This window comes from Flavobacterium sp. LK-23, from assembly GCF_058135255.1.
The window spans coordinates 58,101-80,133 of record NZ_JBYUVT010000016.1 but is presented as its reverse complement, the minus strand read 5'-3'; the positions used below and the strand labels follow the sequence as shown (position 1 = coordinate 80,133).

Below are 22,033 nucleotides of genomic sequence, written 5' to 3'. Positions count from 1 at the left end.
TAAAATCTTTCGCATTTACATTTGTAAAAGATAATTATATCTTTGCGGCTGATTTTGGTCTATTTTTTCAATTCAGAAGAAATAGTTAAAAGGGAATCAGGTGCAAATCCTGAACAGACCCGCTACTGTAAGTTCTATTTAAGTCTTTAAACATTACTAATGCCATTGTTCGTTGTTTCGGATGAGAAGGCCGTTTAAAGATGGAATAAGTCAGGAGACCTGCCACGATCACATAGTTTAAAACTTTCGTGGTATGAAGTTGATGACAAGATAATGACCTGCTATTTAGGATAGTTGGCCTATTTCTATGTTTTTATAATTGTTGCATCACGTAAAGTTTATTTAATAAAATCGTGATGTATAATTTGAGTAAAACTTTATTTTCTGTTTTTTTAGTACTTGTTCCTTTTTTGCTTCATTCTCAAGCAGTGACTGATAGTTCGCGGGTTTTAAAAGAAGTTATTTTAAAAGGAAAACCGTATCAGGAAGTGATTCCCGTACAAAGTCTTTCGGGTGTTCTACTCGAGAATTTGGCGACTCACAATGTCGCAGATGCGCTGCGTTATTTTGCTGGAACTCAAATTAAAGATTATGGTGGAGTGGGCGGACTCAAAACGGTTGATGTTCGTAATATGGGAACGCATCATGTTGGTGTTTTTTATGACGGAATTCAGCTTGGAAATGCGCAAAATGGCGTAACCGATCTAGGAAAGTATTCGCTTGACGACATGGAATCTTTGACGATGTATAACGGTCAGAAAAGTGAAATTTTTCAATCGGCTAAAGATTTTGCTTCTGCTTCTGCGATTTATTTGCGAACCAAACGACCTGCTTTTTCGGGCAATAAGAAAACAAATCTGCTGGTTCGTTACAAAACAATGTCTATTGATTATCATGATCCTTCTTTTAGATGGGAACAAAAACTAAGCGACAAAGTCAGTTTGAGTGTAAGCTCAGAATACATCAAATCAAACGGACAGTATAAATTTAGATACAAAAGAAAAAATCAAGACGGAAGCATTGCCTACGATACCACAGCAACGCGATGGAATAGCGATATTGAGGCATTCCGATTGGAATCGGGCTTGTTCGGAAAAATAAATAAAGGAACTTGGGATGCCAAAGTGTATTACTACGATTCTGAAAGAGGCGCTCCAGGTGCCATTGTAGAAAATAAGTTTCGAGATGGTTTCCGTCAATTTGACAAGAATTTTTTCGGACAGTCTTCTTTAACAAAAGACGTTTCAGAGAAATATAAATTTCAGCTAAAAGGAAAATTTGCTTACGATTACACCCATTATATTGCACGAGATGCAACCAATGTTTTAGGAGAAACCGTAACAGAAGGCGTGCAATCTGATGATAGTTATTATCAGCAGGAAGCCTATTTTTCTGCAGTCAATATGTACAGCATTTTACCCACTTGGGATGTTTCGCTCTCAACCGATTTTCAATACAATAAACTAAATGCAACTAGAAGAGGCATTCAGACACAGTTTTCTTTTCCGCAGCGTTATACTGCACTTGTTTCTCTGGCAAGTTCCTATCGATATGAAGGTTTTAAAGTTTTAGGAAATGTACTCGCAACTCGCGTTATCGAAGAAGTGAAGTACAATGCCAAAGCACCCAATAAAACCGAATTTACTCCCGCTATATTTCTTGGTTATACGCCGTTTAAGAAATACGATTTCAATTTAAGAGCTTTCGCTAAACGAATTTTCAGAATGCCCACTTTCAACGATTTGTATTATACCATGATCGGTTCGAGCACTTTGAAGCCAGAATACATGAATCAATACGATGTTGGTTTTACGTATAATTTCCCCGTAAGGGAAAGCTTTTTTGATAAATTTTCTTTTCAGGCAGATGCTTATTATACCAATACAAAAGATAAAATTATTGCTGCTCCAACAGGAAATTTATTTCGCTGGATGATGACCAATATAGGGCAAGTAAAAGGAAAAGGAATCGAAACGGTTTTGAATATGGCAACGCATTTTAATAAGCTAAAACTAGATGCCAATTTAACCTATACGTATTCTCAAAGTCAAGATTTTACAAAGTTTGTAGGTTTAGAAATGTCTTCTTATGGAGATCAGATTCCCTACACGCCTTGGCACAGCGGATCTGGAATTTTGAATGCGGGTTATGAATCTTGGAATTTCAATTACAGCTTCATTTATGTTGGAAAACGCTACAACGGAAATGTCAATAATATTAAAGTAAATGAAGTTCAGCCTTGGTATACGCACGATTTGGCGGTTCAAAAATCTTTCACATTCAAAAATTACAAACTGAACGGAACGATTGAAGTCAACAACGCTTTTAATCAGCAATATGAAGTGATTTACAATTATCCGATGCCGGGAAGAACATTCAAATTTATAATCAGTTTTGAGTTATGAAAAAGAGCATTTTAAAAATAGTATTCAGTTTAAGTATTGCCATTTTTTTAGTTTCCTGCAGAGAAGACGAAACGATATTTCTTTCTTCAGATGTGAGTGTTGCAGCACCAAGAAGCGATGGAAAGATTGAGGGTTTTTATCTTCTAAACGAAGGCAATATGGGAATGAACCGTGCGAGTTTGGATGTTTTCAATTACAGAACAGGAAATTACACTACAGATGTATATTCAGAACGAAATCCGAGTGTGGTAAAAGAATTGGGAGATGTTGGAAACGACATTAAAATCTACGGAAATAAGGTTTATGCGGTCATTAATTGTTCTAACAAAGTAGAAGTTTTAGAAAAATGGACAGCAAAACGAATTAAGAAAATAGATATTCCAAATTGCCGTTATGTGGCTTTTTATAAAGAGAAAGCGTATGTGAGTTCGTATTCTGGACCTGTTGCCATAAATCCGAATGCTGAAATTGGTTTTGTTGCCGAAATTGATACGACTTCATTAGAAATAAAAAGAAAAGTTACGGTTGGTTATCAGCCCGAACAAATGGTCGTTCATAACGGAAAATTATATGTAGCCAATTCTGGCGGTTACAGAGTTCCAAATTATGACAGAACGGTTTCTGTAATTGATTTAGAAACGTTTACAGAGATTAAAAAAATCGATGTTGGAATAAATTTATACAGCATGCAGATTGACAGTCGAGGCGATATTTATGTGAGTTCACGAGGCGATTATTACAACACGCCATCTAATCTTTTTGTAATTGATACACAAACAGATGAAAAGAAAATGCAACTCGATATTCCGGTTTCTGGAACTTGTCTCGTTAACGATTTATTGTATTACTATAGTGTTTCTTGGAGCTATCTAACGGGAACCAATAAAGTGAGTTACGGAATTTTAGACACCAAAACAAAAAAAGTAATTGCAGACCAAATTATCACAGACGGAACCGACAAACAAATCATGATTCCGTACGGTCTTCAAGTCAATCCAGAAACCAAAGAAATCTACATTACCGACGCTCAAAACTATGTAGTAATAGGTTATATCTACTGCTTTACAACCGATGGAAAATTAAAATGGAAAACAACCGCAGGAAATATTCCCGCTCATATTGCTTTTATAACTAAAAATTAAAAAATGTCAAACAAAAACCTTTTCAAAATCGCTTTGTTTTCAATTCTCTTTTTGGGATTTGTTGCCTGCGATAAAGACAACGAAGAAGATTTGCTTCCTGCAGAAGTGCTGAAAGAATTGTATACAATTGACCGTTTTAAAGTGCTGAATATTGCTACAGCTCTTCCGAGCACTGCAAAACTGACTTGGAGCATTAATGATTCTATAATTTCAGAAAATGCAGATTTAGATTTTATTAGTCCTTTTCAAAAAAATTATCCGCTGACTTTAAAAGTAGAAATTAATGGAGAGTCAAAAGTCTACACTTCTTCAATTAATGTGATCAAAGAAACGGGAACTTACAGTAAATATATTTCTAATGTACTTGATTTTCGTCCAGCAGTTGGGCAGTTTACTAATGAAATTCCGCAATATGTAACAGGAAATACAGAAGCCAATATCATTACAGCTGCGAAAAAAGCAATCGTGGGTTCAAATACGTCTATGATTTCCCTTGGTGGTTTTGGCGGTTATGTAGTTTTTGGTTTCGACCATACGATTCCGAATATGGGCGGTCGCGATTTTAAGATTTTAGGAAATGCTTTTTGGGGAAATGAAGCCAATGAAGCGCGCGCAGGATCGTGTGAACCCGGAATTATTATGGTGGCTTATGACAAGAATAAAAATGGAAAACCCGATGAAGACGAATGGTACGAAATTGCTGGAAGCGAATATTTTAAGAGCACTACAGTAAAAAACTACGAGATCACTTATTTTAAACCAGATGCCAATAAGGAACCTTTGACAGGAAATGAATTTTGGCAATTTGATACAGAATATATTAAATGGCAGGATAATGCTGGGCAATCAGGTTATAAAGTGCAAAATGTATTTCATAATCAAAGTTATTATCCGCTTTGGATTGCCGACGCTTCTTATACTTTGAAAGGAACCAAAATCGCAGATAATTTCTACGATCAAAGTGGCGAAGGCTCGTATTGGGTAGGCAAATCGTTTGAATTTGGCTATGCCGATAATGCACCCAATAACGATGAAGCTTCGAATATTGACATTTCTTGGGCAGTAGATAAAAACGGAAAATATGTCAAACTTCCAGGAATTGATTTCGTAAAAGTTTACACCGCAATTAATCAGGAAGCAGGCTGGCTTGGAGAGGTTTCTACAGAAGTTTCTGGGGCTTACGACTTACATCTTAACTAAATTTTTAAACACATAGAAACATAGATTTAGTCTTGTGATTTCTTACTAGAACTTTGTCAAAGTTTTAAACTTTGACAAAGTTTACGGCAAACAAGACATTCCCGATTTTTCTATGTGTTAAACAAACAACAGATTAACACAACATTTTAAAATCAATACATTATGAGGAAAAATTACTTTATAGTCATCCTGTTATTTTTTGCATTTCTAACCAATGCACAGATAACAGTACAAGGCGTTCCTAGAAATGATATTAAATCAAAAACGGTAACGCAAAAACAAGTAACGGCAAAAAGCGCCAATGCAACCACTTTGGCAGATATTCAGTTTTGGGTTGGAAGTGGATCTAATCAGGCTGCATTTGTGGTGCAATGGAATGACGGTAAAACTGCTGACGCTTTGGTTTGGGGTTTTAAATGGAATGGAACTGCAACAGGAGAAGATATGGTTAAAGCCGTTGCAAAGGCTGATCCGCGTTTCTTTGCCTTACTCAGACAAGGAACTCAGTATGGATCTGCAATTGGCGGTTTAGGTTTCGATTTGAATGGAACAGGTACAAACGGACTTTATAAAGATGGAGATATAAAGTATCCCTATTATCCTTTTGATGGTCTTATTAATACTAGCGAATACGATTTTGATTCTTATACAGGCATAGATCCAAATGATCATTGGCAGTCAGGATGGATGGTAGGATATTGGTCTTATTGGGTTAAAGATCCAACAGATGCCGATTATAATTATTCTGGTGTTGGAGCTTCTACTCGTGAATTGCAAAATGGCTCTTGGGATGTCTGGAATTTTAATCCAAATATGGAAAGCTTTGATATTGCCACAACTTTTACTCCAGTTGCTCCTTATTCTAAAACAATAGATTTTACTAAAGGCTATTTCATGGTAAACGAAGAATGGTTTGGCCACACTAATGGATCTGTAAATTTTGTCAGCAATGACGGAAAAATTAATTATAGAGTTTATAGCGATGTAAATGAAAATAAAGCTTTTGGCGCAACTACACAGTACGGAACGATTTACGGAGATAAGTTTTATTTTGTTTCTAAACAAGCGGCAGATGGAGGAGATACACACTATACGCCAGGTGGAAGATTGGTTGTTGCCGATGCTTTAACCATGAAAAAAATTGCTGGATTTGATAACATTGGAGGAGGAGACGGTCGTTCTTTCGTTGGTGTTGATGAAAAAACAGGATATATAGGTGCTTCAAACGGAGTTTTTCTTTTTGATATTGCCAATATGAAAGTTGGAAGCTTGATTGCAGGAACGGGCGGCGGAAGTCAGTACTTGGGGCAAATCGGGAATATGATTCGTACTTCGCAATATGTTTTTGCTGTAAAACAGAGCGCAGGAATTTTAGTTATTGATCCTAAAACAAATACTGTAGTAAAAACCATTTCTGGAGCTTTCCATTCGGTTACGCAGGCTAAAGATGGAAGTGTTTGGGGAATTCAAAATAAGAAAATAATTGCTATTGACCCCTTAACTTTTGCAACTACCGAATATGCTATACCAACCACTCAATATTTAGGCTCTTGGGGAGCTTGGAATGCAGGAAGTTTTACTTATAGCAATAAAGAAAATGCATTGTATTGGAACAATGGTGTAAGCAGTTATGTTAGTGGAATTAAAATTGTAAAGTTTGATATTGCAACGAAAACATTCAATGAAAATTTTGCTACAATTCCTGGACAAACAGGAACGTACAAACAGATTGTTTACGGTGCTGGATTGCGTATTGATCCAGTTTCTGGTAACTTAATTGTAAACACAACCGAAAGCGGATTTGGAGCGCATTATCAAAAAAACTGGGTTCATACTTACGATACTACAGGGCAATTGATTGATACTAAAACTCTAAACGATTATTATTGGTTTCCTGCTATGACGGTATTTCCTGATAATGCAGCGCCAGTTGTCAATGCAATTTTACCTTCACAAGTTTCAGTGTTAAGTCCAACAATTATTGATTTGAAAACGGTAGTTTCAGATGAAGATAATATTTCGCTAGCGATTGTAAAAACGATAAAATCAAATAGTGATGAAAATATTGTTTTAGCAGAAATTAATGCTAACGAAGAATTGGTTTTAACGCCAAAGAATGCAGGAACAGCAACTGTTGTAGTTAGTTTTAATTCTAACGGGAAAGTGGTCGAAAAATCGATTTCAGTTAACACATCGACATTAGGAAGAGATGAATTCACAAAAGTGCACTTGTCTATTTATCCAAATCCAGTTTCAGATTATCTGAATATCAGTAGTGAAGAGGAAGTTATTGATGTTGTAATTTATGATGTTAATGGAAGAACCCTTAATACTAGAATTAACAACAATCAAATTGATGTAAGTAATTTTGCTAAAGGTTTTTACATTATCAATATTGCGACAGACAAAGCAAAGTATACACAGAAATTTATTAAAAGATAAAATTTAGAATTGCAATAATTTGAGGCTGTCACCAAAGTGACAGCCTTTTTTTTATAAATGCTCCTGAGCAAAAATATATTTACAGCAAAGAAGTGTAACCAATGTTTTCGACCGTTTAAAGGCAAAGAAAAACCAAGCACAATATGTTTTTTAATGCTTCGGAGAAGCATAATATTTATAGCAAATAGAATAACCAAAGAAAACGCTCCGTAGGAGCGAAATATTGGTAGACGACATATTGGTAGACGTTTTTTTCAATAAAAAGATCATTATATTTACGATACAAAATTTGCGAATATTATGAAAGCATTGGTAATTGGAGCTACAGGCGCGACGGGAAAAGAATTGGTTAATCTTCTTTTAGAAAGTAGTGATTATTCAGAAGTCTCCATTTTTGTGCGACGTCCAACAGGAAAATCACATTCAAAATTAACAGAACACGTTGTTGATTTTTCAGAAGTAAATTCGTTTCGAGAATTAATTACGGGCGATGTTCTTTTTTCTTGCATTGGAACAACTTTAAAAGATGCGGGTTCTAAAGAAAAACAATGGAAAATTGACTATGATATTCCTGCTCAATTTGCCGCTGCCGCGAAAGAAAATCACGTCAATTCGGTCGTTTTGGTTTCGTCTTACGGCGCTTCATCAAAAAGCAGTGTTTTTTATTCGATGATGAAAGGAAAACTGGAAGAGTATATTGAAAGTCTTCATTTTCCGCAATACATTATTTTCAGACCTGGACCGCTTATTCGTGAAGGTTCAGATCGTTGGGGAGAAAAGATTTCGATTAAATTAATTAAAACGCTGAATGTAATAGGTCTTTTAAAAAATTTGAAACCCATTTCAACAGCATTTTTAGCAACGAAATTATTAAAAGCGCCAAAAGAATTTTCTACAGGAAAATTTACTTTGGAGTTATATAATATTTTGAAGATTTAAATTTTATTCCTTTCGATTAATATATTATTGATCTCATCTTTCTTATGTGAATAGTATTTTTTTTGGGGATGAAAAGAAACCTCTTTTAAAGTTGGACACTCTAACAATGGTGATAAATCCCCACTTTTACAATTCCAAAAATTAATACTTTCTAATTTATTCATATTTCGAACAAAATCTAAAGAGTCTAATTCAGAGATTAATAATTTTTTTATACTCTGATTATTATTCAAAAAAGAATAATCGATTAATTTCTTACTTCCTTCAATATCTAATCTTTCTAATTTTTTTAATTCTGCGAGACTATCGGCATTATATAAATTAGAATTATTCATTAACCAAATCCTTTTTAAATTTCCTAATTCTTTAATTCCATCAAGTGAAACTAAATTTTTAGAGTTATCTAGTCTTAAGAAAGTTAATTCTTTTAATTGAGATAACTCACCACAATTTTCTTTAGAATATCTGGAAAAATATAGCTCCTTTAAATTTATCAAAGAGTTTAAGTTTTTATAACTTTCATTATTAAGATATAATTTTTCTAATTGAGTTAATTCTTTAAAATCAATATTTATTGGTAAAGCAATTGTAAAATCAATTAGTTTTTGTAGAGAATAAATGGATTCAGTGTTTTTAACACTTTGAAGTTTAAAAGAGTTATCAATCGATAATTTTTTTATAAATGTTTTATCTTGTAAAGGCAATAAGTCTAAATGACATTTAAAATCACAATCATCTACAAAAGCTCTGATACGAATCGAATCAAAAGATTTTTTTTTTGCCTCGGATATTCCTTCTTCTAAAAATCTTGGATCTATTTCATACATGTTTATACTACTATTATAAATATGTTTTTTCATAACGTCTAATACATTTTAACTAAAAGTTTTTTCTTACAATATTAAATATTTTTTACACAATGAACATTATTTAAATCAAAAAAGCGCCTTTTATTTTAAAAGGGCGCTTTCTGTGTATATTTCCAAAACAAACTTTATTTTTTATCTTCAGAAATAATTAATGTTGAAGGAATATGTGTCAGCCACGGACTTTTACTGTCCATTAAATGTTTCCAGCCGTCAATTGAAATCAGCATTAAATCTTGCTGTTCTAGAAATTCTCTTTCAACATTTTGTTCTTTTCTTAACGAAAGCAAACTTGGCGCCGCTTGTTCCATTAATCTGATTTTTTCTTTTGTATCTAAATCAGCCATTATTTTTCCTTCCACATCCAAAATCACAATGGAAGCTTCAATATTCTGAATAAACTTTTGAACGTAGTTCTGAATAAAACTCCAATCTTTTAAACTAAAAAGCGGAATAAAAATCGTGTTGATGTCGGCCAAATCCTTGTCAATTAAAACTCCAACAGGAATATGAGATTTTGCAATAATTTGTCTTGTGCCATCATCAAAAGGAGCAGATTCTAAAATGTTTTCCTTTCCAGTTACGGTATTTAATATGTTTTCAGGATTGATAATTCGAGTTGTAAATCCAAGCACTCTTCCTAATAAACTTCCTTGATAGATAGATTGCCCAATTCCAACCAATAATAAATCATGTTTGCTTTTGTTGGCCACATTTACAATTTCGTTATCAATATCAGAAGATGCCTTAAACATAGTTGTGATATTTCGGTTTAAAGCAACAGATTCTTCTACAATATCTTTAAACTTTTCGTTTTCATAAACGTCAGTGTTGTAGTGATGTAATTCTTCTGTCGGAAGAAAGTGCATGGCGGTAATTTCAGCGCTTTCAGAACGTTTATTGGTTAATCCATCAGCAACTTTAAGTAAAGCTCTTCCAGATTCTGGTCTGTCAAAAGACAATAAAATTCGGTATTTGTTTTTTAGAGCAATATCTTCTTCAGTTTCTGGTTTGCTAGATCTAAAAAGCCAATTGATTAAATCTAATGTTGGCCCCGTCATAAACGTGGTAGCCAGCGCCATAATTACAAACATAGAGAACAATTCTGGACTCAATACGCCAAGATCATAACCAATATTTAAAGCCACTAACTCTGTTAAACCTCTTGTATTCATCAAAGCTCCAATCGATAAACTGTCTTTCCAGTTTTGTCCCACAAATTTTGCTGCAAGCGCACTGCTTACAAATTTGCCTATAACAGCTACTGCAAAAATTAATCCTGCAATTTTCCATAAATACGGTTCGTTCAACAAACCAATTTGCGTTCTTAAACCAGTAAATACAAAGAATAACGGCAATAAAAGTACAAGTGCAACGTCTTCGACTTTTTCGATAAATAGATTTCTGAATCTAATATTTTCAGGCATAATTGCTCCAGCAATAAAAGCTCCAAATAAAGCATGAATTCCGATCACTTCTGTTAAATAAGAAGAAACCACAAGCGTTAAAAAGAAAATAGCAACAATGGGTTTGCTTAATTTTTCGCTTGTCGCATACAAATCTCCAATTCTTTTAAGGAACGGACGAACCACTTTTATCATTAAGAAAACATATCCTAAAGCCAAAACAACTGTGTATAAAGCACTTCCAAAAGAACCTGCTTTTACAATTGCAATTACAACCGCAAGAATACACCAAGCTGTAATATCATCGGCAGCGGCACAGGTAATTACGATCGTCCCTAATTTTGTTTTATGAATACCGCGTTCCTGCACAATTCTGGCAAGCACCGGAAAAGCAGTGATACTCATCGCGATTCCGGCAAACAAACCAAAAGATGTGAATTGTACATCTGCGGGGGCAAACTCGTCATATATAAAATACGCCAGTCCCATTCCTAAAACAAACGGAATGATAATACTTGCGTGACTTATCACTACAGCATCATGGGCTTTGTTTCTCAAAATCTTCATATCGATCTCCATTCCCACGATATACATGAAAAGGATTAAACCAATCTGGCTTAAGAACTGTAGGTTTCCAAGTGATTCCGCGGGAAATAAAGCCGCAGAAAACTCAGGTAGATACATTCCGATTAAAGAAGGCCCCATCACAATTCCCGCAATCATTTCTCCGATTACGGCAGGCTGTTTTATTTTAATGCAAATCCATCCAAAAATACGGGCAACAAAGATAATGGTAACAATCTGTGCCAATAAAAGCGCTAAAGGATGATGCAGGTTTTTTATAAGAGAATCGAGAAATTCGCTCCATTGGCTTTTGTCAGAAGTGGGGATTTTAAGATTTCGGCCTGTTTCCAGTTTTACGCCTAACAAAATAATCCAATACATTAGAACAGAGAATCCTCCAATAACTCCAATGTAAAAAATACTGTTTCTTAAATTTTTCATTTATTTTAATTTTTTGCTCTTCGAAACGACTTGATTTTCTTTTAAAAAAGATAGAAAAAAGGACTTTTTTGAAGAGATTAGTTGATAAAATCAGGGCAATTTTATAACAAAATCAGCATTCGCCCAATAGGGGATATTCAATTTTGTAATGACCAAGAAAAAATTTGTAATGAAATAAAAAAAGGAAGATTTGAATGATAAAAATTATTGTGCTGAAAGTCGTTTTGATAGAAAAGTCGAGATAATGCAAGGGGCTTAGACTAAATTGCCTTACCTTTATACCTTTACCACTTGAATAAAATGAATAAAGATTATCCAATTCCAGATAACGAACTTCAACGTTTAGCTGCTCTAAAACGTTATAATATACTCGACTCGCTTCCAGATGATGCTTTTGACGATGCGACAAAGCTTGTTGCTTATATCTGCGGTGTGCCAATTGCCCATATTTCTTTTATTGATGAAAATAGACAATGGTTCAAATCTGAAATTGGAATAGGAGTTTCTGAAGTTCCTCGCGAAATCACTTTTTGCAATTACACTCTTTTAGATACAAAAATTCTAGAAATCAACGATACGCATGTTAACGAAACATTCAAAGACGATCCCAATGTAACAGGCGGATTTAATGTTCGTTTTTATGCAGGTGTACCGCTTACAACGCCCGATGGCTATAATATCGGGACTTTGTGCGCAGTAGATCATGTCGTAAAAGAACTGAATGAAAATCAGCGTAATGCACTTTCTATTATAGCGAAACATGTTATCGCTCAGCTCGAATTAGGCACAAAAAACCATCAATTATATACGCAGCGAAAAATTGCCGAACGCGCTGTTCTGGCAAGAGACAGTTTTTTGGCCAATATGAGCCACGAAATCAGAACGCCTTTAAACGCGATTATTGGTTTTACAGATTTGCTTGCACAGACAGAACTCGATGATACACAGCGCGATTATATTGAAAGTGTGCAGATTGCTGGTGAAAATTTACTTCTGATTGTAAATGATATTTTGGATCTTTCTAAAATTGAATCGGGAAATTTACCAATCGAAGCCGAACCATTTAATTTAAAGAAAACGCTCAAACACGTCTATAATTTACTGAAAGTAAAAGTGCAGAAAGAGGTGGAGTTTAATCTTTTCTTGGATGCCGAAATGCCAGATTTGGTTATTGGAGATCAAGGAAGACTTAATCAGATATTGGTAAATCTTATCGGAAACGCTCTGAAATTTACAAATGAAGGAGAAGTAACCGTTTCGGTAAAGAAAATAGAGGAAACAGAAGACAGTTATTCGCTTAAATTTTCTGTAAAAGACACCGGAATCGGAATCCCGAAAGATAAACTTGCAACTATTTTTGAACGCTTTACACAAGGCGAAGAAAGTACAACGCGAACATTTGGCGGTACCGGACTTGGATTGAATATTGTAAAACAGCTGGTTGAATTGCAGAAAGGAGAAGTTCACGTAAAAAGTACTTTAAACCGCGGTTCTGAGTTTTTCTTTACCCTTTCGTACAAAAAGTCAAATTTTGAAGAGACCGCAGTAAAAACGGTTTCTAAAAATGATTTAGGAAATCTTAAAATATTGCTTTGCGAAGACAATGTTTTAAACCAAAAGCTTGCAAAAAGCGTCATTAATAATTTTGGTTTTGATTTGGATATTGCGCAAAATGGCGAAGAAGGCATCGAGCTTTTGTCTCAAAACGAATATGATTTGGTTTTAATGGATTTGCAGATGCCTGTTAAAGACGGCTATCAAACCACAGAATATATTCGAAACGAGATGAATTCCAGTATTCCAATTATTGCCATGACGGCACATTCTCTGGTAGGTGAGCAGGAGCGATGCTACAAAGTAGGAATGAATGCTTACGTGCCAAAACCGTTTAAACAGTCTGTTCTTTTAAAAGCGATAAAAACAGTAATGACGCCAGATAACAATACGCATCATAAGAGAATTATTGATATGTCTTTTTTGGATGAAATGTCTGGAGGAGATTCTGAATTTAGAAAAGATATGATAGATCTTTTTATAGAAAAAATTCCAAGTCAGGTGGCACAGTTAGAAGAAGCATTTAAGAATACGGATTATGAAAATGTAAAAAAACTGGCGCATAATATGAAATCAAGCATGGATATATTTATGCTGCAAGATTTGAGCAATTGTCTGTCCATTATCGAAGTAGAAGCGTCATCTGGCGAATTTACTTCGGAAACATTAGATAAAGTGAATATTTTTCACTGCGGAATTGAAGAAGTCGTTAAAATTTTAAAAGAGCTATGATATAAAAGAAATATGCAGTAGCTTTATAAATAAGAAGTTATAATTTTGAATATCCCCAGATAAAAAAATAAAAAATGAGAATTATTGTAGCAGAAGATAATGATATCCTACGCAAATCGTTATCTTTTTTCTTAGAGTCAAAAGGATTTAATGTTGACCAGTTTTCTGATGGTAAAGAAGCGTTAGACGCGATCGAAAAAGAAAACTATGACTTAATATTGACTGATATAAACATGCCGGGTGTTAGCGGAATGGAAATTACGCAGCACGTCAGAGAGAACCTTAAATCTGATACTCCTGTTATTATATTGACTTCTTCGGGTGTTGAGCAGACCGAGCTTGACTCTTTTGATATTGGAGCAAACGAATTTATTGCAAAACCAGTAAGTCCAGCTGTACTTTTAGTGAGGATTAATAAACTACTAAAAACCCGAATCTGATGAAGTTTATATATTATTCTATTTTCCTGCTTTTTATTTCTTCTGTTGCAATTGGACAAGAAATCAATATAGACGAGGCTTTGGCCAATGTGAAGCGCGAAGTCGAAAAAGAAAATTACGATAAAGCTTTATCGATTATAGAACCTCTACGCGCCAAATATCCTGAAAATGAAGATATACAAATCTACACGGGACGCATTTACAGCTGGAAAAAAGAATATAAAACTGCTATAAAAATTTTGTCTCCAATGGCAGACCGAAATAATCCAAATCCAGAAGCATTACAGGCACTTGTAAATGTATATTTTTGGACAGAAGATTATGAAAAATGCATTTCGTATTGCGATAAATATCTGGCCATTGATCCAAAATCGGTTGATGTATTGAAGATTAAGGCCACTTGTCTGGAGAAATTAAACCGTGATCAAGAAGCTTTAGATTTAATAGAAAAGGCATCTTATATTGATAATAGTACGCAGGCTTTTAGAGGAATCCGTACGCTTATTGGGCGCAAAGCAAAAAATGCCGTTTCGTTTTCTTATCTTAATATTTCAACCTCAGATCCTGGACAATCTCCATTTCATTATGGATATGCAGAGTATTCGCATAAATTCAGCAAATCGGCGATTGTAGGAAGGGCAAATATTGGAAATGTCAGCAATGAAACCCAAATCTTATTTGAAACCGATTTCTATCAGACCTTTTCAAACAAAAGCTATTTGTATGCAAATGCTGGGGTATCAACAGGAGAAACTATATTTCCTGTAGCCAAAGCAGGTTTAGAATATTATTTTAAGCCACAGAAACATTTTGATTTTTCGCTTGGCGCAAGATTTATGCATTTTGATACAGACGATATTACGCTGATTACCGGACAAGTGGCCTATAATGCCGGAATTTATAGTTTTGCTTACAGACCTTATTATGATACTTCGAACGAATTGTTTTCTCATGTTTTAAGCGTTCAGCGCGTAAATGAAGAAAAAGAGCGCCTTATCAGACTGGAATTGCAATACGGAAACGTTCCTTATTTGTATCTATACAATAATTTTACGCAACCTTTAAAAGCGTATAGAATTGGAATTCAGTATCAGCATCGTTTTGGTGATTCGTTCTTTGTACGCCCGATTTTCCTTTATGAAGATGAGGAATATGTACCTGGCGAATATAGAAACAAGTTTAATGTGCAGTTAATTGTAACAAAACGTTTTTAATAATGACTGAAATCTGGGAACTATATAAACAAGGTCAGTGGGAAGTGCCTTTTCTTACTTTCTCCATTTATCTGTTCATAGCGGCTTCACTTATTCTATATCTTGTTATTGTTGCCAGCAGAAACGGTAAAATAAAACGAGAACGCCTTAGTAAAGAATACAGTACAATAATAGATAAAATAATGTCGGCTGTTATTTTTGAAGATATTCCGTTTGCCGAAGTAAAGAAGGACAAAAATTTCCTAGTTCTTTTTGACACTTCTTTTTTCAGAGAAGTTTTGACAGAATCTCTTATCAATCTGCATAAAAACTATGAAGGTGTTTATGCTCAAAAATTAGAACATTTTTATAAAGATTCTGGACTGATAAAAGATTCATTCAAAAAAATGAAAAGCCTGAAATGGGAGGTAAAATGTAAAGGAATCACCGAACTGGCAGAGTTTAATATCAATGAAGCTTTTGATCAGATTATTGTTTATTCTAAAGCCAGAAAGAAAACATTAAAAATTGTAGCACTCAATGCAGCTATTAAACTTGAAGGGACTGAAAGCATAAAATATCTTGTAGAACATTCAGATCCTATTGACGATTGGATGCAGTTGAATATCATTGGTGCTTTTAAAAAACACGATATTGGTGATAGAGAAGGAATTGAACATTTGTTAGAATCGCAAAATACGACTGTAATTGCACTTGGTTTAAAACTGATAAAAGAACTTAAACTAACACAAAAGCTTCCTTATGTTGTTCATTTGGCAGACAATACATCAAATACTATAATTAAATACAAAGCACAGAGTCTTTTACAGACCTTAACACCATAATATTATAAGAAAATGACTTTTTTTAATACTGAAATAACGTGGTTTTTGGATGTATATATACTCCTTATATTAGGTTACGCCATACTAATCATGTCTTCTTATTTAATGTTGGCTTATCTTTCTACAAAAGAACTTAGAAAATATCTTAAAAGAAACAGTTTTGTAGATTATGATGTTTTGTTAACCAGCGAGTTTGCACCAAAACTTTCGCTTATTGCGCCTGCTTATAACGAAGGTTTGACTATTGAAGAAAATGTAAAATCGCTGCTTTCGCTGAATTACAATAATTATCAGGTTATTGTGGTAAACGACGGAAGTAAAGACAATTCGATGGAAATCTTAACCAAAACCTACGATTTGGTTTTGACTGATTTGGATTTTCATCCGCAGATTGAAACCAAAAAAATTAGAGGAATTTACACTTCCAAAAATGCCGCTTTCAAAAAACTGATTGTCGTTGACAAAGAAAATGGTGGTAAAGCCGATGCCTTAAATGTCGGACTTAATATTGCTCAAAATCCTTACGTAGTTTGTATTGATGTTGATTGCATCTTAGATAAAGATTCGCTTTTAAAACTCGCAAAACCATTTTTAGAATCGTACGGAAAACGAATTATCGCAACAGGAGGCGTAGTACGAATAGCCAATCAATGTGTAATTAAAAACGGACGCTTGGTCGAAGTAAATGTTCCAGATGTAATGTTGTCGAGAATTCAGGTTTTAGAATATCTAAGAGCTTTTCTTTTAGGAAGAATGGCATGGGGAAAACTAGATGGTTTATTACTTATAAGCGGTGCTTTTGGAGCTTTTGACAAAGAAATTGCCATACTTTCGGGTGGTTACAGCACCAAAACGGTTGGAGAAGACATGGAACTCATTGTTAGAATGCGCCGTTACATGCTCGATAATAAACTGCCTTATTCCGTGAGTTATATTCCAGATCCACTTTGTTGGACCGAAGCGCCTGAGGATTTCAACATATTCAAAAAACAGCGCTCTCGCTGGATGAGAGGAACCATAGAAACATTAAGCATTCACCGCGGAATGTTCTTAAATCCAAAATATAAATTACTCGGAATGCTGAGTGTGCCATATTGGACTTTATTTGAATTTCTGGCTCCTGCAATAGAATTCATCGGTTTGGTCATAACCGCTGTATTTATAGTGTTCGGTTTGCTAAACTGGCATTTTTTCTTTTTACTGCTGCTTTTTGTGTATACCTTTGCGGTGTTCTTTTCGGTGATTGCTTTGTACAGCGAAGAGAAAACCTATCATAAATACCCAAAACAAGCCGATTTTTTTAAATTATTAATGGCCGCTTTTATCGAGCCGTTTTACTTTCATCCACTTACAGTTTATGCAGCTTTAATTGGTTATAAAGAAAAAATGATGGGAACCAAAGGCTGGGGAGAAATGACCAGAAAAGGATTTACCAAGAAATAATGAAAATGAAAAAGAGGATTTTAATAGTAGATGATCATTTGGTAGTGCGAAACGGAGTGGCCATGATTTTGGAGCGACAATTTGATGATGTTGCCATTTCGAATGCCGAAAATTTCTTTGAAGCGATTACACTTTTAAAAAATCTTCCTTTTGACTTAGTGATTTTAGATATCAATATTCCAGGAGGAAAAAATACTGATATGATAACCGATATCAGAGTCATTCAGCCTGAGGTGAAAATATTGATTTTCTCAGCGCACGAAGAAGAACAATATGCTTTAAAATATCTTTCTTCTGGTGCCAACGGTTATGTAGACAAACTGTGCAGCGAAGAAAAAATCATGTTTGCCATTACTTCAATTTTCGAATCGGGAACGTATATTTCATCTGAATTAGTTAGTAAACTAGTGAATATTCAGACGAGCAAAAAGACTTTAAATCCGTTGGAAGGTTTGTCTAAAAGAGAACTTCAAATTACAGATTTGCTGGTTCAAGGAAATGGTAATTTAGAAATCTCCAACAAACTCAATATTCACATGTCGACCGTGAGTACTTACAAAGCGAGGGTTTTTGAAAAATTAAAAGTCAATAATCTGGTAGAACTCATTAATTTATATAATACGTTTCAGAGTTAGTTGTATTCTACCATAATTTCGATTGTAGTGCCTTTATCAAGGTCACTAATAATGTTAATATTCCCTTCAATAAGAATAAGAAGTTCGATAATCATATGAAGTCCCAGATGGTAATTTTTTGAAATCGGGTTTTTATAAAAATTATGGTAATAATCAATAAGCTCTTTGCTCATTCCTTTACCATTATCTATAATTTTTAAAGTCATAATATTTTCTTGAGTCGTGCATAAAAGCTCAATTCTTCCGTTTTTGGTATTTTTTATGGCATTATCAATCAGATTATGAATGATAATAGAAAGCGCTTTCTTGTTGGTTCTCACACAAAAACCTTTTTCTACATTATTGACAATCGATACGTTTTCTGCTTCTGCAATCTTTTCAAAAATCTGTATTCGTTCTTCGATCAATTCATGCAAAGAATAACTTTCGTCTTCCAGTTTTTTTCCTTCAATAAAAATAGAAGAATATTTTATTAGATTTTCTACATATTCATAAAGCTGAGATGTCGAAGTCTGTAATGTCGTTAATTGCTGTTTGAGGCGTTGGTCGTCTTGAATACTGCTGTTTTCTGAAAGATGTTTTATAGAAGAAGACAGGAATTTTAACGGACTTTTTATGTCATGGCTGACACTTTTAACCAGCATTTCGTGTTGTTTAATTTCTTGTTTTAAATTGTTTTCTGTTCTTTCAAGTTTTTTAACGGTAGACGCTAATTTTTTGGTTTTTTTCGCAATTACTTCTTCCAGTTGTCGTCTTTTCATTCTTTGATAATACAATCTGATATGCCAGATCGAAATTACAAAACCAATGGCCAGAATACCGCAGAGAATGGCAAACCAGATCGTCTGGTAAAATTTGGCAGGAACAACAAGAATTACAGTTTTGTAGGCATAATTGGCGTTAAAACCAGATAAACTTCTAAAGGTAAGTTTATAAGTTCCAGGAGGAAGCGTGGTAAAAGATATCGATTTGTCGGCTTTTAATCTTTCCCAGCGATCACTGCCAATTTTGTCCATTTTTGCCTCTATAGACAGATTTTTAGGATTGCCATAATAAGGATAAGAAAGCAAAAAACTAACCCTTTGAAAGTTGTTTTTTAAAACAATGGTGTCTTTTGGATCAATTGTTTTTTGGTCCAGAACAATTCTGTCAATAAAAAGTTCTTTGCCAGGCAGTAAAGGAGCAACTTTATAAGGATTGAAAAATACGATACCATTCATAGACGGAAAAACGATATCATTATTTTTTAGAAAATTCCCGCAGGGCTGGCATCCGCCGTTAAATTCGTTAATCAGGAAACCATCCGATTTAGTGTATTGATGGTAGTAAATAACCGTATTTTTATTTTTAATATATTGAAGCAGCGCTTTTCTAGAAACTTGAAAAAGTCCTTTGTTGGTAGATATCCAGAAAAAATTATTTTTATCTTCAATGATGCAGTGTGTCGTGTTAAGATAATGCTCTTCGTCTGTTGGAAAAGAATGCAGCATTTGGTTTTCATACAGAAAAAAGCCTTTTTCATATGTAGTCAGCCAAATTTTTTGTTGACTGTCTATAAAGACACTTCGAATATTTATTTTTCCGGTATTTTTTGCAAAATCTAACTTTTTGGTTTTTAGATTATAAAGAAACAAGCCGTTATCTCCAGCCAAGTACAGAATATTGTTTTGCTGGACAATATAATTTATGTTGTTTTTCAAAACGGCTTCAAGCTTCGCAACTCCATTTTTTATGGAATATAATTTGGGCTTGTGAAACTCGTCCAGACTCAAAGCAACCCAGATGGTATTGCTGTTATCTTTAAATATTGTTTTCGGGTTTTGATCAAAAGGGTAGGTTAGGGATTCTTTGTATGCTGATTTTTTCAGATAACAAAGCATTTTCATTCCCCGGCTGATCCAGATATTTTTTTCGTCATCGAGAGCGATGTTTATTCTTTCATCCAGATAAACGCTCTTAGGAAAAGGAATACTGTTAAGAACTCCCTTATTGCTAATAATCAGCCCTTCAGAAGTGATGACGGTACTGTCGCTAAAAGCTTGTGCAGCATAGTAAACTTCAGCTTTTCCTTTGTTCTTCGTTATTGTTTTAAACGCAGGAAAAGAAATAATACACAATCCGTTTGTGCCGCTTCCTAAATACAGTTTTTGGTTTTTCTGGTCAAAATAAACAGCGATAATATTACTGGTTTCAAAATCTCTGTATTCGACAATTAATTGGGCTGTTAATTGGTCATTTTGATTTTTTAGCTGATAGATTTTGTTTTTTATAGAAAGAAAAACCTGTCCTGTTGTGATATTCCAATATAGTTTACGATTGTTTTTTGAAAGTAATGCATTTAGCTTTCCAGAAGATTTGCCCTTTTTAGAAAAACAGTGGTAATTGCCATTATCTGCGAGATAGAAAAGAGAATTGTCGATTGCAAAAAAATTAAAGACATTATCGTTTTTAAAGGCAGTTTTAGAAATACTTTTCATTTTAGAATCACATAATTCAACAGTTTGGTTATCTATAAAAAATATATTTCCAGTAGCTAATTTAATATAATAAGGTTCATGCTTATTGATCGTATAGTTGGAAGGAAGACCATCATGAAAAAAGAAACGTCTGCCGTTTCGCACTAAACTAGAATTGAGAGCGTTTTTTTTGAGTATCTGGACTTTTCCATTTCGGATAAAGACAAGCTCTTTTTTGCTTTCGTTGAAACTGGTTAGGCTGTCTTTTTCGATGCTTCCGAAAATATCGGTAAAGCGGGTATGTTCTAAAGTGGTATTGGAAGAATTGAAAGTAAGAAAATTATTTCCGTCATAGCGAACAATGCCATTTTCAGTCGTCATCCATATAAAATTGTGTTTGCCCTGAACAATTGCCTTTACGCTATTCTGCTGCAGCTCGTTATTATCCGCAGTGTACCATCTGGCTGTGTAGTTCTCTTGACAGACCATTTGGGTTGTAATGAGCAAAAGCAGAAAACAACAGTAACGCAAAATATGAACCGCTATTTTTGGCATCTGACTAAATTATAGAACAAACTTAGCAAACATAAATCACAATTTGCCGTTTGTAGTTTTAAATCTACAACGTTGTAGATTTATTGGCACAGCAAAAATAAGTCGTGTAGTACTTTGTACCGCTATATTTGCGTTATAAGGTTAAAAGCAAAATGCAAAACGTATGAAGGTTGGGGTAATTGGTTTATGTAGTTTTACAATGGATTTTGTGAACCGTGCGGTCAAGGCTGGGTATCAGGTATTATTAAGTTCTACACGCGAAAATCGTCAGTTTAAAGATATGGCGGAGACTTTGGGAGAGAATGTAAAATTGGTTAGCAAAGACGAAGCTGCAAAAGCCAGTATTTTAATAGTGTTTATTCCGCGTGAAGATGTTGGATTATTCCTTACTGACTTGCCAGATATGAGCGAAAAAGTAATTATATACGAGAGCAATCCGATTTTTAGTTTAGAATGCTTGAAGCCAAATTCAAAATCATCATCTGAAATTATTGCTTCTCTTTTGCCGGAAGCTCATGTTATAAAGGTGCTTAATATAGTTAATCCAGAAGTATTTTCTATAATAAGCCAAAAGCTGAATGGCGATGAAATATTTTATACAGGATTGAATAAACAGGCAAAAAATAAAGCAAAACCATTTTTTAAAAGCCTAAATCTCGTAGGAGTAGATTTTGAAGAATTGTACCAACTTCCAGTGCATTCTTGTTTCCTGAATTAAAGAGGAATATATTACGAAACCAGCTTTGAATAAATTAGAATTGTTCAACCTCAAATG

At 34.3% G+C, this 22,033-nt stretch carries 15 protein-coding genes and 1 riboswitch; of the genes, 12 read left to right on the top strand and 3 right to left on the bottom strand.

What is annotated here, in order from left to right; all coding sequences use genetic code 11:
• Positions 1 to 38: 38 nt before the first annotated feature.
• Positions 39 to 241, top strand: a riboswitch (cobalamin riboswitch).
• 115 nt (positions 242 to 356) lie between these two features.
• The 5 genes from AC3Y25_RS19385 (at position 357) to AC3Y25_RS19365 (ending at position 8,128) form a co-directional block, all read left to right on the top strand.
• Positions 357 to 2,405 (top strand): TonB-dependent receptor, encoded by a 2,049-nt coding sequence (locus AC3Y25_RS19385; RefSeq protein WP_489903876.1) that lies wholly within the window; start codon positions 357 to 359, stop codon positions 2,403 to 2,405.
• On the top strand, positions 2,402 to 3,547 hold the full coding sequence (locus tag AC3Y25_RS19380) for a YncE family protein (protein ID WP_489903875.1): 1,146 nt from the start codon (positions 2,402 to 2,404) through the stop codon (positions 3,545 to 3,547). Before AC3Y25_RS19385 ends, AC3Y25_RS19380 begins: the two co-directional genes overlap by 4 nt.
• Positions 3,548 to 3,550: 3 nt before the next feature.
• Positions 3,551 to 4,747: a cell surface protein gene (locus tag AC3Y25_RS19375; protein WP_489903874.1), complete on the top strand. Its 1,197-nt coding sequence runs from the start codon at positions 3,551 to 3,553 to the stop codon at positions 4,745 to 4,747.
• Positions 4,748 to 4,909: 162 nt separating this feature from the next.
• On the top strand, positions 4,910 to 7,189 hold the full coding sequence (locus AC3Y25_RS19370; protein ID WP_489903873.1) for a T9SS type A sorting domain-containing protein: 2,280 nt from the start codon (positions 4,910 to 4,912) through the stop codon (positions 7,187 to 7,189).
• Between the two features lie 300 nt (positions 7,190 to 7,489).
• A complete protein-coding gene (locus AC3Y25_RS19365; protein ID WP_489903872.1) occupies positions 7,490 to 8,128 on the top strand; it encodes an NAD(P)H-binding protein in 639 nt (212 codons plus the stop codon).
• On the opposite strand, the gene AC3Y25_RS19360 is transcribed toward AC3Y25_RS19365, so the two are convergent.
• Together AC3Y25_RS19360 and AC3Y25_RS19355 are read right to left on the bottom strand one after the other, a co-directional pair.
• Positions 8,125 to 8,988 carry a leucine-rich repeat domain-containing protein gene (locus AC3Y25_RS19360; protein ID WP_489903871.1) on the bottom strand — a complete coding sequence of 288 codons (864 nt, stop codon included), beginning with the start codon at positions 8,986 to 8,988 and terminating at the stop codon, positions 8,125 to 8,127. The two genes, AC3Y25_RS19365 and AC3Y25_RS19360, sit on opposite strands and share 4 nt — an antisense overlap.
• A 134-nt stretch (positions 8,989 to 9,122) precedes the next feature.
• Positions 9,123 to 11,405, bottom strand: coding sequence for a cation:proton antiporter domain-containing protein (locus tag AC3Y25_RS19355; RefSeq protein ID WP_489903870.1), 2,283 nt, complete (start codon positions 11,403 to 11,405; stop codon positions 9,123 to 9,125).
• A 300-nt stretch (positions 11,406 to 11,705) separates the two neighbouring features.
• Here AC3Y25_RS19355 and AC3Y25_RS19350 point away from each other — a divergent pair, with 300 nt between their 5' ends.
• From AC3Y25_RS19350 to AC3Y25_RS19325, 6 genes are all read left to right on the top strand, one after another.
• Complete coding sequence (locus AC3Y25_RS19350; RefSeq protein ID WP_427873430.1) at positions 11,706 to 13,691, top strand: GAF domain-containing hybrid sensor histidine kinase/response regulator; 1,986 nt, start codon at positions 11,706 to 11,708, stop codon at positions 13,689 to 13,691.
• A 74-nt stretch (positions 13,692 to 13,765) separates the two neighbouring features.
• Positions 13,766 to 14,131 (top strand): response regulator transcription factor, encoded by a 366-nt coding sequence (locus AC3Y25_RS19345; protein ID WP_095927525.1) that lies wholly within the window; start codon positions 13,766 to 13,768, stop codon positions 14,129 to 14,131.
• The gene (locus AC3Y25_RS19340; RefSeq protein ID WP_489903869.1) at positions 14,131 to 15,345 is read left to right on the top strand and encodes a tetratricopeptide repeat protein; all 1,215 of its coding nucleotides are present in this window, start codon (positions 14,131 to 14,133) and stop codon (positions 15,343 to 15,345) included. Before AC3Y25_RS19345 ends, AC3Y25_RS19340 begins: the two co-directional genes overlap by 1 nt.
• A 2-nt stretch (positions 15,346 to 15,347) precedes the next feature.
• A complete protein-coding gene (locus AC3Y25_RS19335) occupies positions 15,348 to 16,169 on the top strand; it encodes a hypothetical protein (protein ID WP_489903868.1) in 822 nt (273 codons plus the stop codon).
• A 12-nt stretch (positions 16,170 to 16,181) separates the two neighbouring features.
• On the top strand, positions 16,182 to 17,612 hold the full coding sequence (locus tag AC3Y25_RS19330; RefSeq protein WP_489903867.1) for a glycosyltransferase family 2 protein: 1,431 nt from the start codon (positions 16,182 to 16,184) through the stop codon (positions 17,610 to 17,612).
• A 5-nt stretch (positions 17,613 to 17,617) separates the two neighbouring features.
• Positions 17,618 to 18,247 carry a response regulator gene (locus AC3Y25_RS19325; RefSeq protein ID WP_489903866.1) on the top strand — a complete coding sequence of 210 codons (630 nt, stop codon included), beginning with the start codon at positions 17,618 to 17,620 and terminating at the stop codon, positions 18,245 to 18,247.
• Here AC3Y25_RS19325 and AC3Y25_RS19320 read toward each other — a convergent pair.
• Complete coding sequence (locus AC3Y25_RS19320; RefSeq protein ID WP_489903865.1) at positions 18,244 to 21,258, bottom strand: sensor histidine kinase; 3,015 nt, start codon at positions 21,256 to 21,258, stop codon at positions 18,244 to 18,246. The two genes, AC3Y25_RS19325 and AC3Y25_RS19320, sit on opposite strands and share 4 nt — an antisense overlap.
• Positions 21,259 to 21,421: 163 nt before the next feature.
• Between AC3Y25_RS19320 and AC3Y25_RS19315 the strand changes: the two genes are divergently transcribed.
• A complete protein-coding gene (locus AC3Y25_RS19315; protein WP_489903864.1) occupies positions 21,422 to 21,976 on the top strand; it encodes an NAD(P)-binding domain-containing protein in 555 nt (184 codons plus the stop codon).
• Positions 21,977 to 22,033: the final 57 nt, after the last annotated feature.